Origin of the sequence: Nonomuraea endophytica (genome assembly GCF_014203235.1) — a bacterium.
GTDB lineage: Bacteria > Actinomycetota > Actinomycetes > Streptosporangiales > Streptosporangiaceae > Nonomuraea > Nonomuraea endophytica.
Genome location: NZ_JACHIN010000006.1, coordinates 516,358 through 535,985, shown reverse-complemented (window position 1 = coordinate 535,985; position 19,628 = coordinate 516,358). Strand labels below are relative to the sequence as shown.

Sequence of the window (19,628 nt, the reverse complement as noted above, 5' to 3'; positions counted from 1 at the left end):
AACATCAGTGCTCAGTGTGAGTGTCGGCGGCCTATCATGCGCTATAAATGTAGCGATACAGATGTAGCGAATGGAGGAGTGTCATGTACGACGTCGTCATCGTGGGAGCCGGTCCCACTGGGCTGATGGCCGCCTGCGAGCTCGCACTGGCAGGCGTTTCATGCACGATCGTGGACAAGCGCGGCAGCGAGTCCAACATCACGAGGGCCTTCGGTCTGCACGCCCGAGCCCTGGAGTTGCTCGACGCCAGAGGTATGGGGGACGAACTGGTCGAGGCGGGCAATCCGCTCAGGACGGTGTATCCCGCCTACGCCTCACGGGTCGACTTCGGGCGGCTCGACACGCGGTACCCGATGCTGCTGCTCGTGCCCCAGAACGGCACCGAGAAGCTCCTTCAGCGGCGTGCCGCCGAACTCGGAGTGCAGATCCGCCGCAACGCCAACGTGGTAGGCCTCACGCAGGACGCCCAATCGGTACGGGTGAGGCTTGAGGACGGAGGCGAACTGGAGACCAGGTACGTCATCGGGGCCGACGGCGCGCACAGCACCGTCCGTGACCTGGTCGACGTGGGCTTCGCCGGTGCGGCCTACAGCATGCCCATGTTGCTGGCCGACGTACGCATCCCCGCCGGCGAGCCGCCCATCACCCAGGTCGGCACGCAGGGGGTGGTGGTGACGCTCCCGTTCGGTGACGGCTGGTTCCGGGTCGGCGCGTGGCTGCGCGAAGAGCGGAAGGACGCGGACTTCGCCCAGATCCGCGGGGCCTTCCGCCAGATCGCCGGCACCGACTATGACATGAGCGAGCCGCGCTGGTTCTCCCGCTTCACCGCCGAACGCCGCCAGGCCCGCAGCTACCGATCGGGCCGGGTCTTCCTGGCCGGGGACGCAGCCCACGTGAACTCGCCCATCGGCGGCCAGGGCATGAACACCGGTATCCAGGACGCCGTCAACCTGGGCTGGAAGCTCGCCGCCACGCTGAACGGCTGGGCCCCGCCCTGGCTGCTCGACACCTACCACGCCGAGCGGCACCCGGTCGGCTCCGCCGTTCTGGCCATGACCGATCACCTCACCGGGCTGGTGCTCAGCGGTTCGCGCGTGCGCCTGGAGATCAACCGGCGCATCATCGCGACCCTGCTCCACACCGCTGCCGGCCGTCGCCGCATCCTCGGCAGACTGTCCGGCCTGGAGTTCGCCTACCCGCCCGGCAAGCCGCACGCGCCCGGCAAGCCGGACACGCCCGGCAAGCCGCACACGCATGGCGGGCAGCCCGGCGAGCCGGACGCGCACCCGCTGGCCGGGCGCCGCGCCGCAGACGGCCCGACGGATGCGGGCCGGCTGTATGAGGTGCTGCGCGCGGGCGCGTTCGTCCTGCTTTCCGACAGGGGAGTGCCGACCCCTTGGCATAATCGGGTACGGCACGCCAGACCCCTCAGCGGCACCAGGCCGGAGGCGACGCTGATCCGCCCGGACGGCTACGTGGCCTGGGCCGGAGATCACACCGGTATCCAAGCGGCTCTGCTGAAATGGTGTGGCCCGGCCGACCACGTCAACAGGAAAGGAAACCGTGCCGCCGCCTAACCCACAACGCCGCGACCACCTGGCGGACGCGGCCATCACGGTGCTGGCCGAGCAGGGCTCACGCGGGCTGACCCACAGAGCCGTCGACACCGCCGCAGCCGTACCGGCCGGCACCACCTCACGCTACTTCCGTACCCGCGACGCGCTGCTCAACGGCGTCATCGAGCGGATCACCCGCAGGCTCGGCGAACGCGTGGACGCCTACACCGTCCGCCCGATCTCGCCGGCCGACCTGGAGGAAGCGCTGGTCGCCGTCCTGACCACGATGCTGGCCGACGACCGGCACGACCCGCTGGCCCTGTTCGAGCTGCACCTGGAGAGCACCAGAAACCCCCGCCTGCGGCACACGCTGACCGACGCCCTGCACGGCCGCAGCGACCTCATCATCCGCCAATGCCGCGCCGCCGGCATCGACATCAGCCAGGACGACGCCATGCTCCTGGAGATGAGCGTGCTGGGCATCCTCTTCACCGCTCTGACCACCGGCGTGCCCGAGTCGCCGAGCCGGCTGATCCGCACCGCCGTACGCACTCTCCTGGACCACCACCAAAGGCACACCAAGATCACTGCAGGCTAGGGCTCCCAGTGAGCCTCCATCCAGACCGCGTCGGCGCCGGTCAGCGCTTCGACGCGGACGCCCCGCGCGGCCGGTGCCGACACGTCGATCTCGTCGCAGTCGGCCACCACGCTGACCGACACCGACGCCGCGCTGCCCACGACCGTGACGCGTGCGCGGCTGGTCGCGGTGGCGAGTGCGACGAGGGCCGCGTCGGTGAGGTCGCGCCGGACGGCCACGGGCGGCGTCGGCCACTGGCCGCGTGAGTCCAGTTCCACCACGACGCCCTTGCGGTCAGCCACGTCGATGCAGTGGCGCAACTCGTGCAGCAGGGGGTTGGCGGCGCCGTCGGACTCGGCGAACAGCCTGCGCATGCGGGCCGCCTCGATGGCGCAGCGCCGCTGGACCAGCGGGTCCTCGGGGCGCAGTGAGCCGTCGGCGAGGCCATCCAGCAGCGGGACCGTGGTGGCCGACAGTTCGGCGAAGCGCGCCTGCCTGCGGTCGTGCGTCTGCGCGGCTACGGCTTCCGCGACGCGTACCTGTTCGAGCTCTCGGCGCGCGGCCACCGCGGTCGTGCCGACTCTGTGCAGCGCGCTCGCCACCACCGCCAGGCACAGCGGGAAGCCGGCCACGGTGACGGACCCGGTCGCGAACCGGGCCAGCGTCACCGGCGTGGCCCCTTCGAGCACGACCAGGTGGAACAGCGCGGTGAGCTCGTGGCTCAGCAGGAACAGCGCCGCGGCGCGCAGCGGGCGGTCCAGCACCACGACGAGGCCCGGCCAGGTGGCGGCGGCGAACATCCAGTCCTCGCCGGTCGAGGTGCGGCCGTCCGGCATCGTCACGTACGCCAGCATGGACGCGGCGAGCACGGCCGCGATGACCGGGACGCGCCACCGGCCCCACGATCGCCCGCGCACGAGCAGCACGGCCTCCGCGATCAGCACGACGCCGAGCACCGCGAAGGCGCCGATCTGCGCGAGCGGCGTCTGGTAGGTGGGGAGGTTGGCCACGAGGGTGGCGAGCGCGACCCCGAACACGCACGCCATGGCCACGACCAGCGTCGCGATCCGCATGCCGCGCCCGAGCCGGGTTCGCGCCGACTTCTCGACGGCGTCGTTGACGCCGGCCCAGCCCGCCGCGGGGCCGCGTTTCGCCCCGCCGTCGCGCGCCGCGCCGTCGCCGACGGGGGCTTCTCCCTCGGCGCGCCATCCGAGCCGGACCCGGGTGCCCTCGCCGACGGCCGAGGTGATCGTGGCCGTGCCGCCGGCGCGCTCCATCCTGGCGCGGATGGACTCGCGTACGCCGCGCCGCGTCCCGGGCACGTCGTGCGGCGCGAACCCCTTTCCCCGGTCGGCGATGTCGAGGTGGAGCGCCCGCGCGTCGCCGCCGAGCCGGACGGTCACCTCGGTCGCGCCGGAGTGGCGGCGCACGTTGGTGAAGGCCTCGCCGGCCGCGTCGGTGATCGCGCGGGCGACGGGGTACGGCAGGCGGAGCCGTTCGGGACCGTCGAAGTCCACGGTGAGATGGGTGAGGGCCAGATCGGCACGCAGCAGGTCGACGAGGTCGGCCTCTTCGGGGGCCCGTCCGCTGACGGTACGCAGCCTGGCCAGGTCGCGCCGCGCCTGCGGGGCCAGCCAGCCGGCGTCCGAGCGTACCTGCCCGAGGCCCACCATCAGCAGGGTCGTGGCCGCGGTGTCGTGCAGCGAGTTGACCTGCTCGCGTTCCTCGGCGCGCACGCCCGCGGCCAGCAGGGCCTCGCCCCGCGCGCGCAGGGCCTGTTCCGCGATCTGGTCGGACTGTCTGGCGGCGCGCCTGACGAGGATCCAGGCCGCTCTGGCGAACACGGCGCCCGGCAGCGCGTACATCGTCCCGGTGGCGAGGCTGGCGTCCACCTCCCACGCCCCCGCGGCGGTGAGCAGCGCCACCGCCCCGCCGGTACTGACGGTCGCGGCCGTCAAGCCCACCAGCCATGAGGTGTGCCACTGGTAGGTGGCGCAGGCGAAGATGACCAGCAGGCGTAACCAGCCGGTGTTCTTGGCGTCCACGGCGTCGGTCCAGAAGATGGTGCCGAACAGGCCCACCAGGACCGCCACGTCGACGGCGACCAGCGCGCTGCCCCGCCCTGCCCGCAGCCACCACGCGAACCCGCAGGTCCAGGCCGCCGCGACGACGACCACGACCAAGGTGCTCGCCAGGTGCTCGGCGGGGGCCCGGAACGGGGCGATGGCGCAGATCGGGACCAGCGTCGCCAGTCGCACCGCGGCGGCGTACGTGCGGCCGAACCGCACCAGCAGCCCTTCAGCCTCCCCGGCCAACCGCCACCTCTTGAGTCACTCACGCCTCCGCTGTCACGGCAGCCTAACGGATCCTTATGATCTCCTAACATCTATAGATCTAAAGTACTAGGAGACTAGATAAATGGAGAAGCCGGTGATCTTCGTGACCACCCTTCGGACCACCTCTCAGGAGGACATGGCGTGAACGCTGTCCTGCAGGCCCAGGGACTGGGCAAGAAATACGGCAGACGCTGGGCGCTGCGCGAGTGCACGCTCGACATCCCGGCCGGCCGCGTCGTCGGGCTGGTGGGTCCCAACGGAGCCGGCAAGACCACGCTGCTGAAGCTCGCCAGCGGCCAGCTCGAACCGACCTCGGGCGGCATCACCGTGCTCGACGGCCGGCCGGCCGCCACCCCCGCGCAGCTGGCCAGGGTCGGGTTCGTCGCCCAGGACACCCCCGTCTACGCGGGCCTGACCGTCTCCGATCACCTGCGGCTGGGCGCCCGGCTCAACTCGCGCTGGGACGCCGCCATGGCGGGGGAGCGGATCGCGCGGCTCGGTCTCATCCCCGCCCATCGGGCAGGCAAGCTGTCGGGCGGTCAGCGCGCCCAGCTCGCGCTCACGTTGGGCCTGGCCAAGCGGCCCGAGCTGCTGATCCTGGACGAGCCGGTCGCCTCGCTGGACCCGCTGGCCCGCCGCGAGTTCCTGCAAGGGCTGATGGAGGCCACCGTCGAGCACGAGTTCAGCGTGGTGCTCTCCTCCCACCTGGTCTCCGACCTGGAACGGGTCTGCGACTTCCTGGTCGTGCTCGTCGGCTCGCGCGTCCAGGTGGCCGGGGAGGTCGACACGCTGCTGGCCACCCATCACCGCCTCACCGGCCCGCGCCGCGAGCCTGTACGGCTGGCCGCGGACCAGCACGTGGTCTCCGAGAGTCACACCGACCGGCAGAGCACGTTCGTGATCCGGGCCGACGCCCCGATCCACGACTCCGCCTGGACCGTCACCCAGCTCAGCCTGGAGGACCTGGTCCTGGCTTACATGGACAAGCACGAGGTGCGGCGATGATCTGGCTGACCTGGCGCCAGTTCCGCGGCTCGGCCGCGATGATGGCCGCCGCGCTCGGCGTGCTGGCCGTCGCCCTGGCCGTGACCGGCCCGGGACTGGCCTCCACCTTCTCCGCGGGGATCGCCGCCTGCACCGCGGACAACACCTGCGACAACTTCTACAACCGCTTCTTCGGCGAGTACCAGCTCCCGTTCATGGCCATGACCCTCGTCGTGCTGCTCCTGCCCGCCCTGGTCGGGCTCTTCTGGGGGGCGCCGATGATCACCCGCGAGCTTGAGGCGGGCACGCATCTGCTGGTGTGGAACCAGAGCATCACCCGCGGCCGCTGGCTGGCGGTCAAGCTCGGGCTCACCGGCCTCAGCGCCGTGGCCGCCGCGGGTCTGTGCGGCCTCATCGTGACGTGGTGGTCGGGCCCGCTGGACGAGTCGGCCGCCGAGGGCATGGCGCTGATGGCTCCGCTGGTGTTCGGCGCGCGGGGGATCGCTCCGATGGGGTACGCCGCTTTCGCCTTCGTCCTCGGGGTGGTCGTGGGCATGCTGGTGCGGCGCACGCTGCCCGCCATGGCCCTCACGCTGGCCGTCTTCGCCGCGATCCAGCTCGCCCTGCCGACGATGGTCCGTCCCCATCTGCTCGCCCCGGTGACCGCGACGTTCGAGCTCAGCATGGCGAACGTGGACAGCATCAGCATCCCCCGGGAGGGCGGCGCGGCTCCGCGGCTGACCTTGCGGGACGCCGTTCCCGGCCGTGCGGGTTCGTGGGTTCTGACCAACGAACTGCTCGACTCGGCCGGTCGCGTGGTCTCCGCCGGCAGCGGCGGCTCCGGGGCCGTGATCAACGTCTCCTCGACGTCGGGGCCCTGCGCGCCGGGGAGCGCGGCGGCGGGCGGCGGGGACGGCTGCCTGGGCGAGGTCAACCGGCTCGGCTACCGGCAGCAGGTGACGTATCAGCCCCTTGAGCGTTTCTGGCTGTTCCAGTGGATCGAGACCGGGATCTACGCCCTGCTCGCCGTCGGCCTGACGTGGTTGTCGTTCTGGTGGATCCGCAGGCGGCTGTCATGAACGTCATCAGGGCCGCGACGGCCGGGCTCGTGCTCTTGCTGGTCGCGGCCTGTACGGCGCCGACGCCGCGCAGCGAGTCGAGCACGGCGGCGAGCACGGTCTGCGCGGCGCCTCAGGGCCGCATCCCGGCGCAGACGCCCACCACGATCGAGGTCGTCGAGCAGGCCTACCACTGCATCCTCGGCAACTATTACAGCGGCGCCACCCTGGACGCCCGGTCCCTGCTGAGCGCCGGGTTCGCCGCGTTGACGCGGGAGCTCAACCTCAACGGGCGTGACCTGCCCGAGGCGAGCATGCCGGCGCTGACCGGTGACCGCACGGCCGACTGGACCGCGTTCGAGGCCGTCTACCGGAAGATCGCCGACCGGGTTCCCGGCCTGCGCGAACGGCTGGCCGTCGTCACCCTCGAAGCGATGGTGGCCGCCCTCGGCGACAATCACGCCAGGTGGGTGTACGGCAGCGGCGGGCCGCCCCCCGGCTACTACGACGGCGACGGATACGGCCTGGGACTCCAGGCGAGCGTCAACGGTCCCCAGGTGAGCGGCAACCCCGGCGCCGCACTGCCCCCGCTGTTCGTCACCACCGTGGAGGGCGGCGCGGCGAAGGCCGCCGGACTGCGTCCGGGCGACGTCATCGAAGCGATCAACGGATCGGCGCCCTTCATCGACGACAAGCCCACCCCCGCGATCGCCGCCCTCTACCCGCGCTACCCCGAGGCCGGCCCGGTCGAGCTGCGGCTGACGCGGCAGAGCACCGGCCGCCGCTGGAGCGTGACGCTCAAGCCCGCCGTCTACCAGCGGGATCTGGCCGCCCTGCAAGGGGTGACGTCGCGACTGCTGAAAGACGGCATCGCCTATGTCAAGTTGCGCGGGTTCGCGCCCGACGCCGCCGACCGGGTCTTCAAGGCGATCTCCAGGCTGCGCGCCGGCCGTACCCTCGCCGGCGTCGTGCTGGACCTGCGCGGGAACGGCGGCGGCCGCGCCCCCGAGGCGATCAGGCTGGTGAGCGCGTTCGTCCATGGCAAGGTCACCGCCTACCTGTGCACGGTCGACGCCAGGTGCGAAGCCCTGCGGACCGACGACACCGTCGAACCGCTCAAGCTGCCGCTCGCGCTGCTCACCGACCGTAGTTGCGCCTCGGCGTGCGAGCACTTCACCTCCGCGGTCAAGGACCTGGGCATCGGCCACCTGGTCGGCACCAGGACCGCCGGCGTCGTCTCCGGCCCCGCCGAGCCGTTCCAGCTCGGCAACAACACCACGCTGACCTTCCCCACCCGGCACCACCTGGGGCCCAACCGCGAGACGCTCGACCGGATCGGCGTGCCGCCCGACCACCACGTGCCCCCGCTGCCGCGCGACGCCGCCGCCGGGCGCGACCCCGCCCTGGCCAAGGCGCTGAGCCTGCTGGCGAAGTGAAGGGACCTCACGATGAGACAGATTCTGGCCGTCGCCGCCGGACTGGTCGTCCTCGCCGCGTCCGCCTGCACCGCGCCCGCGCCGCCCCGGCCGGCCGCCAGGGCGTCGGCCACGCCCACCGGCCCTGCCGCCCTGCCCGCGCCCACCGGCGACCACCGGGTCGGGACCACCATCCTGCACGTGAACGACAAATCCCGCCCCGACCCCTGGAACCTCGACGTCAAGACCAGAGAGCTCAAGGTCACCCTCTGGTATCCGACCGAGCGGGAGGACGGGCGGCGGGCGCCGTACATGACGCCCAAGGAGTCTGAGCTCTTCCTGAAGGGCTCGGAGATCGCGGGCATGCCGTACGACACGCTGAGCAAGACGCGGACGAACGCCATCGAGGACGCCGAACCCGCGGGGGAGAAACTGCCCCTGGTGGTGCTCTCGCCCGGCTTCACCAAACCGCTCAGCTCACTCACCTCGCTGGCCGAGGACCTGGCCAGCCGGGGCTACGTCGTGGCAGGCATCGACCACACCTACGAGAGCTACGCCACCACCTTGTCCGACGGGCGGGTGGTCGACTGCATCGCGTGTGACAGCGACACCGATCCGGGCTTCGGCCCTCGGGTGGTTCAGGGGCGGGCGGCCGACGTCTCGTTCGTGCTGGACCAGTTGCCGGCCAAGTGGGACGGTTCCGGCCTGATCGACCGCTCCAAGATCGCGATGGTCGGTCAGTCGATCGGCGGGGGCAGCGCCCTGGGGGCCATGGTGAAGGACTCCCGCCTGCGCGCCGGGATCGACATGAACGGTAGCACCTACGCCCGGATTCCGAAGGGCGGGCTGTCCCGGCCGTTCATGTTCATCGGCTCGGAGGAGCATGTCCCCTCCGGCGGCGGTAGCTCGTGGGACCGTGACTGGAAGCTGCTGACCGGGTGGAAGCGCTGGGTCGTGGTGACGGACACCGAGCACCAGACGTTCACCGACATCCCGCTCATCGGGCCCTCCCTCGGCGTCGAGCCCGTCTACGGCATGCTGCCCGCGCGGCGTGGTGCCGAGATCGCCCGCACCCTCGTGGCGGCCTTCCTCGACCGGCACCTGAAATCGCGGCGGCAGCCCGTCTTGGACGAACCATCCTCGCGTTTCCCCGAGGCCAAGCGGTGCCCTGAGGCCTGCGGTTCATCATGAATCACACACCGTGGAGATCGGCAGGCTCACCGTCGCGCGGCGGCGAGGTTGGCGATCAGCTCGGCGCGGGTCTGGTGTTCGTGCGCGGTCCACGCTGGCTGACCGGGGCCGCTGCGCCACGACTCGCTGAGCGGGCTGTTGTCGACGGTGTCGAACCCGAACTGGTCGTACAGCCGTGTCACGAGTTCCACGGCTTCGGGAAAGTCGCTTGATGCCGACAGCGCGATACGGCCGGGGGCGCCCGCCGCTCTGCCCCTGGTGGTGATGCGGGGGCTTGGATGTGGGTGAAGGCCTTGACGATCTTGGACCGGGGAAGGTGCTCTTGGCGTAGCTCATGCACCGTCTTCTCGCCCGAGTCGATGACCGGGATGTGGCCGTCGCGCCAGACCATGTAGTTGTTGGTGTCGAGCACGATCTTGCCTGCCAGTTCCTCGGCGGGCATGTCGTGGACGACCTTGAGGGGGACGGCCACGATCGCGAACTCTCCGGCGGCGGCGATCTCCTCCGGGCCGGCCCGCGGCTGCGGATCGTGTCGTAGAGCCGGTCGAGGTCGGCCAGGTTCGAGATGTCGCCGATCACCGCGGTGGCCGCTGGGCCGATCGCTTCGACGGCCGCGTCGAGTTCGGTCTTGCGCCGGCCGGTGATGAACACGTGTGCGCCCTCGGCCGCCAGCCGTACGGCCGTGGCGAGGCCGATTCCGGTGCTGCCGCCGGTGACGAGCGCGGTCTTTAGCCACTTGCGACCACGTGTCATCAAGATCTTGGCCAAGTACACCTAGGCTCTGGGCATGGCCCGTATCCCGTACGCAGACATGTCCGCTTTACCCGATGACCTGCGGGAGTGGCATGCGAAGTTGCCGCCGAACTCTCATCTGTTCATGATGGTCGCCCACGCCGAGGCGAGCGCGGCGACGCTCATGCAGGTGGGTTTGCAACAGATCAGGGAGCTGGAGCTGTCGGCGCGGCTGCGCGAACTCGCGGCGAACGCCACCGCTTGCGTGCTTGGCGCTGACTATCTGCGCGTTCGGCACAATCCGCCCGGTGTGCCGATCACGGCGGACGAGCGCGAGGCGGTCTACCTCGGCGACCATTCCGGGTTCAGCGGCATCGACCTGGCCGTGCTCACCTTCGCGACGGCTGTGGCGCGCGGGCTGCCGGTGGACGACGCGGAGTTCGCGCCGGTCCGTGCCGAACTGAGTGACCGCCAGATCGTCGAGCTGATTCAAGTCATCGGTTACTACTGGATGTTCGGACAGTTCGCGAACGTTCTGCAGATCGACGCGGAGCCGTACGAGAAATGATCACAGGTCTCCGGGCGATGTGCGGGGCAGCATCGCAGAACTCCGAAACTCCGCGCCTTTGCCGATGAACCTGGCGGTCAGGCCGGGGCGATGACGTGGTCGATGGTGGTAAGTATCGCGTCGCTCCAGGCTTCCTCGGTCCGGCCGCGTGGGTTAGGCCCGGGTGCCGGGCGGCCGCAGGGTCAGGCCGACAGTGAGCATGGTTTCGGCGCACCGAGCTACCCACGGTGATCGACACGACGGCATCGCGGAAACATGGAGCGCACCTGCCCGCAGCCGACACCGGCAGAGTCTGCCTTTCTGCCACCACCGCCAGTGGTATGGGCCGTTGCCCCGGTTGTCCGTCGCCGGTTCCACCGGCGCAAACGGCCGATGCGCCACTGGCGGTGGTCTGGGGTGACGCTACGTCACCGGCTTGTACGTCCATGGATAGCAGGACGACTCACCCGAATGCCACGCCGCGGATCAGGGGTAGAGCGTGTAGGTCTTGGTGTTGTTGCACACGATCGTGCCCGGGAGGCAGCGCTTGGCCCTGATCGTGATCCGGTCGAGGTTGGTGCGGGTCGTGGACCATTTGAAGCTCTTGTGGCCCTTGTTCCGGCCGGCCTCCTTGTATCCGCCGTAGATCTCGTCGCCGTTGCTCTTCTTGAAGGAGACCTCGACCACGCTCGTCCAGGAGTCGTTCTTGGTGTCCGTCACGCTGCCGCGCGCCTCGCCGTAGCCGTTGCTGCAGAGCTTGAGGACGTAGCTGACGAAGCCGTCCTTCGTGTTCAGCTTGCTCCACTTGTCCTTGCAGCCGGCCGAAGAGGTGCTCGAGGAGGCGGTGGTGGTGGAGGCCGTGGCGGTCGTGGCCGGCGTCAGCACGGCGAAGGCCGCAGAGACCCCTACAACGGTGGCGAGCATCTTCGTGGGGGAGAGCTTCCGCATGGAATTCGATCCTTGTCAGTTAGCGAGAACTTCGCGGTGCTCCGCCTGTGGTCAGAGCACCGCGAGTGATGCTAAACAGCGGCGGTATGGCGGTGGTATGTCCACGGCATGTCCTCAGGTCAGGGACGTGGCGTGGGTCGTCGAGCGTGGCGCTGGGTGTGCCTACACCCCTTCGCTGGTGGCCTTCGGTGGCGCCGGCCGTCCTTGACCCCGGCGCCGCCTGCGCTGGCCGCCGGGGTCAGGCCGGTGGTCCGGGGGGTGCCGTGCCGTACCGTCTGGGGGATCTTGTGGTGGGCGGTTGCGACGTCCTAGCTCATACGAAGAAGCCGATGATGCTGCTGATGCGGTCGCCGGTGAACTCCACCACGTCGTAACCGGTGGCGACCGTGCCGAGGCGCCAGAGGAATAGGGCGCGGTCGTGGTGGGTGCTGATCACGGTGTCGAGGGTGAAGCGCAGGTCGCCGAAGGACGGCTGGGCCTTGCCGATCGCCTGTGAGAGTTCCGCGTGCCCATGTAGGCCCGCGTTGTCGGGGTCGGAGTAGAACGAGTCTTCGGTGAGGACGGATCGCATGAGCGCCTCACGGGCGACGGCGTCACGTTCGTTCCAGATGTCGAGGTACTTGAGGATCAGGTCGTTGGTGGTCATTTGGCTACTCCTTCGCGCGTGGGGGATCGGGAGGGTTCGAGGGCCAGGGCGATGAGGCCGCCGGCGATGGTGAGCGCCGCTGCTGTCCAGCCTGCTATGTGCAGGCCGTCGAGGAGGTCGGGCGTGGCGGTGGCGACGGCGACGATGACGGCCAGGCCCATGGCGCCGCCGATCTCCTTGGCGGTGGTGGCGATCCCGGAGGCGACGCCCTGCTCGTGTGGCTCGATGCCGGATCCGGCGGAGGCGAACAGGGCGACGAAGGCGATGCCGCCGAACAGGCCCCAGACGACGGTGCCGGGCAGCAGGGTCCAGAAGCCGCCTGCCGGCGTGGCGCCCATGATCATGAAGGCGATGCCGACGCCGGTGCCGACGGTCGAGGCTGACAAAGTGGTGCGGATCCCCCAGCGGCCCAGCGCCATCGGGGTGATCTTCACGGCGGCGAACATGCAGACCAGCGTGAGTGGCAGGAAGCTCAGGCCCGCCTCCAGGGAGGTATAGCCGAGGACGGGCTGCAGGTAGGAGGTGAGGATGTAGTAGCCGCCGCCGAGGGTGGCCTGGAAGATGGCGATCACGATCATCGTGGTGGACAGGGAGCGGCCCCGCGCCAGCCGTAGCGGGATCAGGGGGTCGCGGGTGCGTGACTCCACCACCAGGAGGGCCGCCAGCAAGAGGGCGCCGGTGACCAGCGAACCGGAGACGCGGGGCGAGTTCCATCCGGAGTCGGGGCCGCTGGCCAGCCCGAACACCAGCAGAGCGGCGCCCCCGGTGGCCAGCAGTGCGCCGGGTACGTCGAAGGAGCCCGGGGTGCGGTCGGGGTCGGCGGGTAGCAGGCGGGGTGCGGCCAGGGCGCAGATCAGTGCCAAGGGGACGTTGACGTAGAACACCCATTCCCAGCCGAGATAGTTGGTCAGTACGCCGCCGAGCAGGGATCCGGCGGCCAGTCCCGCGCTGCCCGCCATGCCCCACGCGCCCAGGGCCCGGTTGCGGGCCGGTCCCTCGGCGAATCCACGGTAGATGAGCGTGAGGGTGGCGGGAGTCAGCAGTGCGCCGCCGATGCCTTGGACCGCGCGGGCGGCAACCAGCAGTTCCGACCCGGTCGCCAATCCGCCGGCCAGCGAGGCGACGCCGTACAGGGCCAGGCCTGTCGTGAACATCCGGCGTGGTCCGATGCGGTCGACGGCCCGTCCGCCGAGAAGCAGGAGTCCGCCGAGACCGATCGCGTAGGCGCTGACCACCCACTGAACCGACGACGGGGTGAAACCGAGCGCGTCCCCGATGTCGGGTAGCGCCACGTACACGATGTTGTAGTCGAGAGCCACGATGAGCTGCGTCAACGCCAGCAACCCAAGGCGCAGTCGAGGTGATTCCATCCGAACCTTCCTACATGCCGTTGATTTACTACACGGCGTTCACCATAGGGCACGGTGTTCAATATTCAAACCCTGTAGGCTGATGGTGTGGAAGCGACCATGAGCCGACGCGAACGGCTGCGCGCTCAGACCAGCGACGAGATCAAGGCGATCGCGCTCAAGCTCATGGCCGAGGGTGGCCCCGACGCGATCTCGCTGCGCGCCATCGCGCGGGAGATGGGTATGACGGCGGGCGCTATCTACAGCTACTTCGCCACTCGCGATGACCTGGTGACGACGCTGATCGGCGACGTCTACACCTCGCTTGTCGAGGCTGCCGAGGCGGCGCGGGACGCGGTGTCCGAGTCCGATGCCGGTGGGCGGATCATGGCGTGGGCGCAGGCCGTACGAGAGTGGGCTCTGGCCAATCCTGAGGGGTTTCGGCTCATTTACGGTGACCCGGTGCCTGGGTATCAGGCGCCGGAGGACAGTCCGGGCATTGCCGCCGGGGTACGCGCTTGCGCCGGTATTACCGGGCTCGTGGCTGCTGCTTGGCCGGTGGCGGGGGTTGTACTCCGGGATTATGACTGGCGCGATTTTGATGCCGGGCTGGTCGCGCACACGCGAGAGGAATTTCCCGATCTGCCTCCTGCGGGGCTGGCCCTGACCATGCGCGTTTGGGGGCGCATGCATGGGTTGGTGGCGCTGGAGATCTACGGGCATCTGCGTGGGCTCGCGCACGATCCGGCGACTGTTTATCGCGATGAGATGCGTGACCTCATTGCGTCGCTCGGGCTTTAGCGTCTGAAGCGCGGGCCGGTGCGGTCGGCTTCTTGGCGTATCTCCGCGCTTGGGCAGGTGTCGGCGCACATGGTTGGCGGGATGTTGTGACGGTGGAGGCTCTTGGGCTGGCTCGTCGCCGTATCTGTTCTGTCGGGCTGGGTGGTGGACGTCCTTTCGGCGGCCCTGCCGAGGTGGTTGGCTGGTTTGGTGCGTTGCAGTCGCAGGACTTCCAGCCGGCGAAGTGGGCGGTCGCTCAGCGGCTCGGCCCCGGTGTCACCGACGCGGACCTCGATCGGGCGGTTGACGACGGCGTCATCCTGCGCACGCACGTACTGCGGCCGACGTGGCACTTCGTGGCCCGCGCCGACCTGCGCTGGCTGCTGGAGCTGACGGCGCCGCGGGTGCACGCGCTCAACGCCTACGCCTACCGGCGGGGCGAGCTCGACGGCGGGCTGCTGTGCCGTACCGCTGACCTGATCGCTGACGCCGTCGCCGGCGGGAACCACCTGACCCGCACCGAGATCGCGGCGTTGCTCGCTCGCCACGGCATCGTCGCGGAGGGGTTCCGGCTGGGCTACATACTCATCCATGCCGAACTGGAGCGGGTGATCTGCAGCGGCGTGCTGCGGGGGAAGCAGCACACGTACGCGCTGTTCGAGGAGCGGGTCCCGCGGGCGGGGAGTATGGAGCGTGAGGCGGCGCTGGCGGAGTTGGTCCGCCGGTTCTTCGCCAGCCATGGGCCGGCGACGGTCAAGGACCTGTCGTGGTGGTCGAGCCTCACACGCGCTGACATCGACATCGGGCTGTCACTCGCCGGCCGGGCGCTGGAAAGCACTGATGTCGACGGCGTCACCTACTGGTTCGCGCCGGGCAACGACGCCGCGACGGCTCCGTCCCCGTCGGTGCGGCTGCTGCAGGCGTACGACGAGTACATCGTCGGCTACCGGCAGAGCAAGTACCTGATTGACCTCGGCGGGCTGATGGCAACGACGCCGGACAAGTCAGGCTTGCCGAACGGCGTCATCGTGGTCGACACGCAGCTGGCCGGTCGTTGGAAGCGCACGGTTCGGGCCGATGTCGTCGTGCTTGAGGCGGTGCTGTATCGGCCGTTCGGCGCTGCCGAGAGCGCCGCGTTGCAGGTCGCGGCCGATGAGCTGGGCGTGTTCCTGGGGGCACGCGTTGTCGTCTCGGCGCGACTGCTGTGAGCCTGGAAGTCGCATCAGCGCCGATCGGTTCGAACTCGTCTCGCTGACGGTGGCGACGCCGGGGAACTGCTGGACTGGAATGCCGCATCTCCCCGCAGCGCGAAGCCGAGGTCGTTCAACGCGTCGCCGTGCTTCTTAGGTCATCGTTGGCAGGCTCAGGCGGGCTGTTCGGCGTCTTTTACGCTCACCCGGTGGCCGATGTCCTCCTCCTCGGCCGCGGCCAGCACCGCTTGCAGTAGTCCGGGGAAGCGGGCCTGCAACTCCGGCCGGCGCAGGATCACGAAGCAGCGGGTGCCTTCCTGGCGGGTGCGGGTCAGTCCGGCATCGCGCAGTACCCGCAGGTGGTGGCTGAGGGTGGACTTGGCCACCGGCGTCCGCAGTTCGCCCCAGCCGCGCTCGCGACCGTCTGCCAGTACCCGCACCAGCCCGACCCGGATCGGGTCACTGAGGGCAGCCATCACCGCGGTCAGTGCGATCTCACCCATTTCGGGATGATGTGCCGCTCTCATTCCTCCATCAGCGACCTGTTCGCACTCAACGTCACCGCGCCCAGCCTGCTCGCCGCCGCCGCACTGGCGCACCTGCGCGCGACCCGTGGCGCGATCGTCAACATTTCCAGCACGTACGGTCACCGCCCGTTGCCCGGCGCCGCCCACTACGCCGCCTCCAAAGCCGCCCTGGAACAGCTGACCCGAACCTGGGCCATGGAACTGGCAGCCGACGGCATCCGCGTCAACGCCCTGGCCCCCGGACCCACCGAGAGCCAGGCCCTGACCGCCGCCGGTCTGCCCGACGCCGCCGTCGAGCAGATCAAGCAGGACGAGATCGCCCGCATCCCCCTCGGCCGCCGCGGCGCCCCCGAGGAAGTGGCTGCCTGGATCGTCCACCTCGCCGACCCCGCCGCCACCTGGATCACCGGCCAGATTCTCACCATCGACGGCGGCCTGGAACTCACCTGACGGCCCTGCTCCGCGCGTACCCTCGCAGGGCGTTGAGCATCGCCCAAACGGGTACGGGGGCTGATGCCCCTGCAGGGCAGGTGATGCTGGTCCCCGCCGCCGCCGCCGGGCGGCTGGCCGACCACGTCCGTAAACCCACCCGAGGCCCGCTGAGCCGCCGCGAACTCGACGTGCTGCGCCTGATCGCCGCCGGAGCGAGCAACTACGAGGTCGCCACCCAGCTGTTCATCAGCGAGACCACTGTCAAGACCCATATCTACGCCTGACTCGACGTCAGGGACCGCGCGGGCGCGGTCGGCGAAGGCTACCGGCGCGAAATCCTCTGACACCCGCATAAGCGGTGGAAGAAGGGGACCTGGCGTCCATAAGACCCCCGGGAAAACCGTGGCGCGTGGCTGGTTCCTCGGGCAGCATCAGGATGTCTGCCACATTTACCCCCTGATCCGGAGCCGCGATGTCCGAGGGGCACGATTTCTCACTGCGGATCACCCCGGCCGGGGCCGGTGTGGATCAGGCAGAGGTCGAGCAACTGGCCATCCAGCTCCGCCGGGACCTGCTGGCGTCGGGGATACCCGGGGTCACGCGCGTGGTGGAGGGGCAGGCTCCCGACGGGACCCGGTCGATCGAGCTGATCGCCACCGGGATCGACTTCCTGGTGACGGGACTGTCCGCGGCGGCGTCCGTGGTGCAGATCACGGACTACGTCCAGCGGTGGCGGGAGGCGCATCCGCGTCGTCGCAGGGTCGTGGTCTCCGTCGAGGCCGGCGCCACGTCCGGTGGTTCGCGTGTTTCCGGTACGGCCGGCCGGCGCACCGCGCTCCTCGTGGCCAACGCGGCCTACCGGGATCCCGGGCTGAGCAGGCTGCGCTCGCCCGTCTCCGACATCAGGGCGCTTGCCGAGGTTCTCGGCGAGCCGGGCATCGGCGCCTTCGACGTCGAAACGCTCACCGATGCCGACGAGTCCGTGCTGCGCCGCCGGGTCGCGGCGCTCTTCGCCGACCGGCAGCCCGACGACGTCCTGCTCCTGCACTTCTCCTGCCACGGGCTCAAGGACCAGCGCGGCCGCCTCTACCTGGCGGCGGCCGACACCGAGCTCGGCTCGCTCGCGGCGACCGGGCTGCCGGCGTCGTTCGTCTCCGAGCAGATGAGCGAGTCCGCGTCGCGATCGGTGCTGCTCGTCCTGGACTGCTGCTACAGCGGGGCGTTCGCGCGGGACACTCCGGTGCGCGCCGACCGTACCGTCTACCTGGGCGAAGAGTTCCGCGGGGGAGGGTCTGGGCGTACGGTGCTGACCGCGTCGAGCGCCACCGAGTACGCGTTCGAGGGAGGCCAGCTCACCTCCTACGAGGCGGAGCCATCCGTGTTCACCGAAGCGCTGGTGCACGGGCTGCGCACCGGAGGTGCCGACCTGGATCACGACGGCGAGATAACCGTCGACGAGCTGTTCGACTACGTCGCCCGGCGCGTCCGCGAGGCCGGGGTCGGGCAGGTGCCGCGCAAGTGGAGCTTCGAGACGACCGGCGCGCTGGTGGTCGCGCGCAGCGTCCGCCCGGCCACGCTGCCGGAGGAGGTCCGCGCCGATCTCGGCAGCGATCGGCCCGTCCTGCGACTGGAGGCGGTCCGAGCGCTGGCCGAGTTGCTCGCCGGGGGACGTGAGGGTTATCGGCGGGCGGCTCGCGAGGCGCTCGTCCGGTTACGGGACGACGATGACAGCCTGCAGGTGCGGCGTGCCGCCGCGGCCGCTCTTGGTGACGTCGCGCCGCCCCGGCCGCCCGCGCCTGCCGTACAACCGCCCGCGATTGAGACGCCCGCGATTGAGACGCCCGCGGTCGAGACGTTCGTGATGGAGACACCCGTCGTGGAGGCGTCCGCGATAGAGACGTCCGCCACCGAAACGCCCGTGATCAGGACGCCCGCGGTCGAGGCGCCCAGGGTCGAGGCACCACCGCGGCCACTGCAGGTACAACAGCCACTACCGTCAGCTCGCGCCGCCCGGGTGCCTGTCATGAAATTTCGGCGCTTGTTGGTCGTTGGCGTGGTCGGCCTCGTTGTCGCCGTCTCCGTGACGATCGCCATCGTGTCCAACCAGCGCCAGAGCTCGGACTCTGCCAGCAGTGGCGGGCCGGGGCTCGGGCAGATGCTGACGTCGGTCACGCTGAGTCACAACGGTTCGATCGAGTACGCCGGGCTGAGCCCCGACGGACGCTGGGCGGTCACGCTCGACGCGCCGAAAGATCGGGCCGCCGCGCAGGTCGCGGGGTTGTGGGACGCGTCTTCCGGTCTGAAAGTGGCGACGTTCGACACGGACCGCGGCGTCGTCTTCAGCCCGGACGGCAGCGCCGTCGCCGTCGCCCACTACGAAGGCAAACGCGAGGTCACCACGGTGAACGGCGAGCAGATGGGCGTCCTCATCGGCGGCACGACGACCGTCTCGCTGCGCAAAACGAGCGGGGGCGAGGTCGTGGCCTCGTTCACCGACCACAAGGGTTCCGCGATCATGGCGTTCAGCCCGGACAGCAAGACCGTCGCCACGGCCGGCACGCTCGCCTCAGAAAAGTCCTTCGCCTCGCCGATCCGCCTGTGGGACGTCTCGACCGGCAAGCAACTGGCCACGTTGACCGGCCACGAGAACGGCATCCAGAGCATGCGGTTCAGCAAGGACGGAAACGTGCTGGTCACGGGCGCCGCCGGCGGCGTGACGAAGGTGTGGGACGTGGCCGCCGGCGAAGCCACGGCGACACTGGACAACGCGTGGTTCCCGGTGTGGGTGAGCCCCGACGGCAAGACATTCGCCGACACGCGGCCGGGCGACAAGGACGGCTTCGAGCTGAGGCGCGTGCCCGACGGGAAACGGCTGGCTCTGGTCACCAAGGCCGGAACGTTCGCCGGCTTCACGCCCGGCTCCGAGGCGTACGCGACCGGCAACGACGGGAACGTCCGCCTTTTCGACCTCGCGACCAGGAAGGCCCGCGTGAATCTGACCGCGAGGGTGGAGGGCGATCCGGTGTTCAGCCCGGACGGCAAGCTCATCGCCGCCGTGACCAAGGAGGGCGCACCGGCCTTGTTCGACGCGGTGACCGGTCAGGGTCTCACGCAGCTGACCGGCCACGGCGGCACCGTCACCGACCTCACGTTCGCGGCGGACGGACAGACGCTCTACACCATCGGGACCGACAAAACAGTGCGAAAGTGGAGCGTGACGCGCTGACCCTGAGGACACGAGGACGTCAGGGAGCGACTGTTCGTCGTGCAGGGTGGCCAGGCGCGTGCCGCCTCCAGCGCCCGCTGAGGCTCCGGTGCCAGGCGACATGGAGGACTCGGCGATCATCAGGGCGTCGCCGC

19 protein-coding genes and 1 pseudogene are annotated in these 19,628 nt (G+C 70.0%); 12 read left to right on the top strand and 8 right to left on the bottom strand.

All coding sequences use genetic code 11. From position 1 onward, the window contains the following. Positions 1–83: 83 nt before the first annotated feature. Together HNR40_RS24605 and HNR40_RS24600 are read left to right on the top strand one after the other, a co-directional pair. The gene (locus tag HNR40_RS24605; RefSeq protein WP_184965135.1) at positions 84–1,577 is read left to right on the top strand and encodes an FAD-dependent monooxygenase; all 1,494 of its coding nucleotides are present in this window, start codon (positions 84–86) and stop codon (positions 1,575–1,577) included. Next, entirely contained in the window at positions 1,564–2,154 is a 591-nt protein-coding gene (locus HNR40_RS24600) for a TetR/AcrR family transcriptional regulator (protein ID WP_184965133.1), read from the top strand. The genes HNR40_RS24605 and HNR40_RS24600 overlap by 14 nt, the downstream gene beginning before the upstream one ends. On the opposite strand, the gene HNR40_RS24595 is transcribed toward HNR40_RS24600, so the two are convergent. Next, a complete protein-coding gene (locus HNR40_RS24595; protein ID WP_184965131.1) occupies positions 2,151–4,448 on the bottom strand; it encodes an ATP-binding protein in 2,298 nt (765 codons plus the stop codon). The two genes, HNR40_RS24600 and HNR40_RS24595, sit on opposite strands and share 4 nt — an antisense overlap. A 162-nt stretch (positions 4,449–4,610) precedes the next feature. Here HNR40_RS24595 and HNR40_RS24590 point away from each other — a divergent pair, with 162 nt between their 5' ends. Genes HNR40_RS24590 through HNR40_RS24575 form a run of 4 tightly spaced genes read left to right on the top strand, consistent with a single transcriptional unit; the run spans position 4,611 to position 9,117 of the window. Beyond that, positions 4,611–5,474 carry an ABC transporter ATP-binding protein gene (locus HNR40_RS24590; protein ID WP_184965129.1) on the top strand — a complete coding sequence of 288 codons (864 nt, stop codon included), beginning with the start codon at positions 4,611–4,613 and terminating at the stop codon, positions 5,472–5,474. Then, positions 5,471–6,532, top strand: coding sequence for an ABC-2 membrane transporter-related protein (locus HNR40_RS24585; protein ID WP_184965127.1), 1,062 nt, complete (start codon positions 5,471–5,473; stop codon positions 6,530–6,532). The genes HNR40_RS24590 and HNR40_RS24585 overlap by 4 nt, the downstream gene beginning before the upstream one ends. After that, positions 6,529–7,947, top strand: a complete 1,419-nt coding sequence (locus tag HNR40_RS24580; protein WP_184965125.1) for a S41 family peptidase — start codon at positions 6,529–6,531, stop codon at positions 7,945–7,947. The genes HNR40_RS24585 and HNR40_RS24580 overlap by 4 nt, the downstream gene beginning before the upstream one ends. A 12-nt stretch (positions 7,948–7,959) precedes the next feature. Further along, the gene (locus HNR40_RS24575) at positions 7,960–9,117 is read left to right on the top strand and encodes an alpha/beta hydrolase family protein (protein WP_184965123.1); all 1,158 of its coding nucleotides are present in this window, start codon (positions 7,960–7,962) and stop codon (positions 9,115–9,117) included. 26 nt (positions 9,118–9,143) lie between these two features. Here the strand turns inward: HNR40_RS24575 and HNR40_RS57350 are convergent, their stop codons facing one another. The 3 genes and pseudogenes from HNR40_RS57350 to HNR40_RS57340 all read right to left on the bottom strand — a co-directional run. Continuing rightward, positions 9,144–9,308 (bottom strand): hypothetical protein, encoded by a 165-nt coding sequence (locus HNR40_RS57350; protein WP_221340814.1) that lies wholly within the window; start codon positions 9,306–9,308, stop codon positions 9,144–9,146. Continuing rightward, positions 9,296–9,589, bottom strand: a complete 294-nt coding sequence (locus HNR40_RS57345; protein WP_221340813.1) for an NAD(P)-binding domain-containing protein — start codon at positions 9,587–9,589, stop codon at positions 9,296–9,298. The genes HNR40_RS57350 and HNR40_RS57345 overlap by 13 nt, the downstream gene beginning before the upstream one ends. Before the next feature lie 98 nt (positions 9,590–9,687). Continuing rightward, positions 9,688–9,870 (bottom strand): annotated as a pseudogene (locus tag HNR40_RS57340) (SDR family NAD(P)-dependent oxidoreductase); the annotation flags it as partial. Positions 9,871–9,904: 34 nt separating this feature from the next. Here HNR40_RS57340 and HNR40_RS24560 point away from each other — a divergent pair. Continuing rightward, on the top strand, positions 9,905–10,417 hold the full coding sequence (locus HNR40_RS24560) for a carboxymuconolactone decarboxylase family protein (protein WP_184965121.1): 513 nt from the start codon (positions 9,905–9,907) through the stop codon (positions 10,415–10,417). 465 nt (positions 10,418–10,882) lie between these two features. Here HNR40_RS24560 and HNR40_RS24555 read toward each other — a convergent pair whose 3' ends face one another. From HNR40_RS24555 to HNR40_RS24545, 3 genes are all read right to left on the bottom strand, one after another. Then, the gene (locus HNR40_RS24555; protein ID WP_184965119.1) at positions 10,883–11,344 is read right to left on the bottom strand and encodes a hypothetical protein; all 462 of its coding nucleotides are present in this window, start codon (positions 11,342–11,344) and stop codon (positions 10,883–10,885) included. 313 nt (positions 11,345–11,657) lie between these two features. Next, entirely contained in the window at positions 11,658–11,990 is a 333-nt protein-coding gene (locus HNR40_RS24550; protein ID WP_184965117.1) for a nuclear transport factor 2 family protein, read from the bottom strand. Beyond that, positions 11,987–13,360 carry an MFS transporter gene (locus HNR40_RS24545; protein ID WP_184965115.1) on the bottom strand — a complete coding sequence of 458 codons (1,374 nt, stop codon included), beginning with the start codon at positions 13,358–13,360 and terminating at the stop codon, positions 11,987–11,989. The genes HNR40_RS24550 and HNR40_RS24545 overlap by 4 nt, the downstream gene beginning before the upstream one ends. Before the next feature lie 87 nt (positions 13,361–13,447). Here HNR40_RS24545 and HNR40_RS24540 point away from each other — a divergent pair, with 87 nt between their 5' ends. Together HNR40_RS24540 and HNR40_RS24535 are read left to right on the top strand one after the other, a co-directional pair. Beyond that, on the top strand, positions 13,448–14,140 hold the full coding sequence (locus HNR40_RS24540) for a TetR/AcrR family transcriptional regulator (protein WP_312896496.1): 693 nt from the start codon (positions 13,448–13,450) through the stop codon (positions 14,138–14,140). An 86-nt stretch (positions 14,141–14,226) separates the two neighbouring features. Beyond that, positions 14,227–15,327 (top strand): winged helix DNA-binding domain-containing protein, encoded by a 1,101-nt coding sequence (locus HNR40_RS24535; RefSeq protein WP_312896495.1) that lies wholly within the window; start codon positions 14,227–14,229, stop codon positions 15,325–15,327. 155 nt (positions 15,328–15,482) lie between these two features. On the opposite strand, the gene HNR40_RS53700 is transcribed toward HNR40_RS24535, so the two are convergent. After that, positions 15,483–15,836, bottom strand: a complete 354-nt coding sequence (locus HNR40_RS53700; RefSeq protein WP_221340756.1) for an ArsR/SmtB family transcription factor — start codon at positions 15,834–15,836, stop codon at positions 15,483–15,485. Here HNR40_RS53700 and HNR40_RS24530 point away from each other — a divergent pair. From HNR40_RS24530 to HNR40_RS24520, 3 genes are all read left to right on the top strand, one after another. Then, the gene (locus HNR40_RS24530) at positions 15,819–16,286 is read left to right on the top strand and encodes an SDR family NAD(P)-dependent oxidoreductase (RefSeq protein WP_221340755.1); all 468 of its coding nucleotides are present in this window, start codon (positions 15,819–15,821) and stop codon (positions 16,284–16,286) included. The two genes, HNR40_RS53700 and HNR40_RS24530, sit on opposite strands and share 18 nt — an antisense overlap. 83 nt (positions 16,287–16,369) lie before the next feature. Next, complete coding sequence (locus tag HNR40_RS24525) at positions 16,370–16,552, top strand: LuxR C-terminal-related transcriptional regulator (RefSeq protein ID WP_184965384.1); 183 nt, start codon at positions 16,370–16,372, stop codon at positions 16,550–16,552. Between the two features lie 188 nt (positions 16,553–16,740). Further along, positions 16,741–19,494: a caspase, EACC1-associated type gene (locus HNR40_RS24520; protein ID WP_184965111.1), complete on the top strand. Its 2,754-nt coding sequence runs from the start codon at positions 16,741–16,743 to the stop codon at positions 19,492–19,494. The last annotated feature ends 134 nt before the right edge of the window (positions 19,495–19,628 follow it).

Excerpts from the sequence above, each read along its gene's own strand:
- HNR40_RS24605 (WP_184965135.1), top strand. The coding sequence starts at position 84 with ATGTACGACGTCGTCATCGTGGGAGCCGGTCCCACTGGGCTGATGGCC.
- HNR40_RS24585 (WP_184965127.1), top strand. The coding sequence starts at position 5,471 with ATGATCTGGCTGACCTGGCGCCAGTTCCGCGGCTCGGCCGCGATGATG.
- HNR40_RS24580 (WP_184965125.1), top strand. The coding sequence starts at position 6,529 with ATGAACGTCATCAGGGCCGCGACGGCCGGGCTCGTGCTCTTGCTGGTC.
- HNR40_RS24575 (WP_184965123.1), top strand. The coding sequence starts at position 7,960 with ATGAGACAGATTCTGGCCGTCGCCGCCGGACTGGTCGTCCTCGCCGCG.
- HNR40_RS24560 (WP_184965121.1), top strand. The coding sequence starts at position 9,905 with ATGGCCCGTATCCCGTACGCAGACATGTCCGCTTTACCCGATGACCTG.
- HNR40_RS24555 (WP_184965119.1), bottom strand. The coding sequence starts at position 11,344 with ATGCGGAAGCTCTCCCCCACGAAGATGCTCGCCACCGTTGTAGGGGTC.
- HNR40_RS24550 (WP_184965117.1), bottom strand. The coding sequence starts at position 11,990 with ATGACCACCAACGACCTGATCCTCAAGTACCTCGACATCTGGAACGAA.
- HNR40_RS24545 (WP_184965115.1), bottom strand. The coding sequence starts at position 13,360 with ATGGAATCACCTCGACTGCGCCTTGGGTTGCTGGCGTTGACGCAGCTC.
- HNR40_RS24530 (WP_221340755.1), top strand. The coding sequence starts at position 15,819 with ATGATGTGCCGCTCTCATTCCTCCATCAGCGACCTGTTCGCACTCAAC.
- HNR40_RS53700 (WP_221340756.1), bottom strand. The coding sequence starts at position 15,836 with ATGAGAGCGGCACATCATCCCGAAATGGGTGAGATCGCACTGACCGCG.
- HNR40_RS24525 (WP_184965384.1), top strand. The coding sequence starts at position 16,370 with ATGCTGGTCCCCGCCGCCGCCGCCGGGCGGCTGGCCGACCACGTCCGT.
- HNR40_RS24520 (WP_184965111.1), top strand. The coding sequence starts at position 16,741 with ATGTCCGAGGGGCACGATTTCTCACTGCGGATCACCCCGGCCGGGGCC.